Below are 726 nucleotides of genomic sequence, written 5' to 3'. Positions count from 1 at the left end.
GGCTATGTCCCAATTACGTGTTGCATGGGGCGCCCCAGGGCCTCATACAAACACACTTTGATATTTACGCCTTTTCCGTAACGCTCCAACATCCTGCGCCAACCCAGGTAGTTCTTCAGGTAGTGCGTCGCCACTCCATGAAATCGCTCCATCCACTCTTTCAACCGATGGTGATATCCGTTCACATGCTGGATGTGATACGCACCGACTACCCGTTCGCCTTGACGATTGCGCACCACCTGATGGGTTATACCCTGTTCCTTGCTGAAACAGGCATACACACCCGCCCCATCGCTACACAGCACCGCATCCGGTGACACCAACGGCTTCAACACCGCGATGACCGTCTCGGCATCTATTTTCTCCAACTGGAAATCCGCATGGTGGCCTGCACGCTCTTGTACCACCATCACCGGGATGTAATCTGGCCCGGTTCCACGAGTTCGACCTTTACCACCGCGATGACGTGGTGGACGCGGCAGTCCCCGCTGCCCCTTGAACGATTCAAGGAAGAAGGTCTCATCAACCTCAACGATGCCCTCTTCCCGGGTGGCCTGATGGGTTGCCATCGCGCGCAAGAAGCGGTGACGCCAGAGGAACGCGGTGTTCTTGCTGACCCCACAGCGCCGCGCAGCCTGGCGGACAGTCAGTCCTTCGATGAGGGCTTGCGCGTAGTCTTCCCAGCACTGTGCTTTACGCAATCTGGCCAAGGGCGTCTTGGTCAGA

1 protein-coding gene is annotated in these 726 nt (G+C 57.3%); it reads right to left on the bottom strand.

Going from position 1 to position 726, the window contains the following annotated elements; all coding sequences use genetic code 11:
• Positions 1 to 2 precede the first annotated feature (2 nt).
• On the bottom strand, positions 3 to 726 hold a 724-nt coding region (locus G5287_RS20765; RefSeq protein ID WP_421231805.1), incomplete at its 5' end, for an IS1595 family transposase.

This window comes from Aeromonas sp. 603079 (assembly GCF_049172135.1).
Classification (GTDB): domain Bacteria; phylum Pseudomonadota; class Gammaproteobacteria; order Enterobacterales; family Aeromonadaceae; genus Aeromonas; species Aeromonas veronii.
This window is presented reverse-complemented; position numbering and strand designations above follow the sequence as displayed.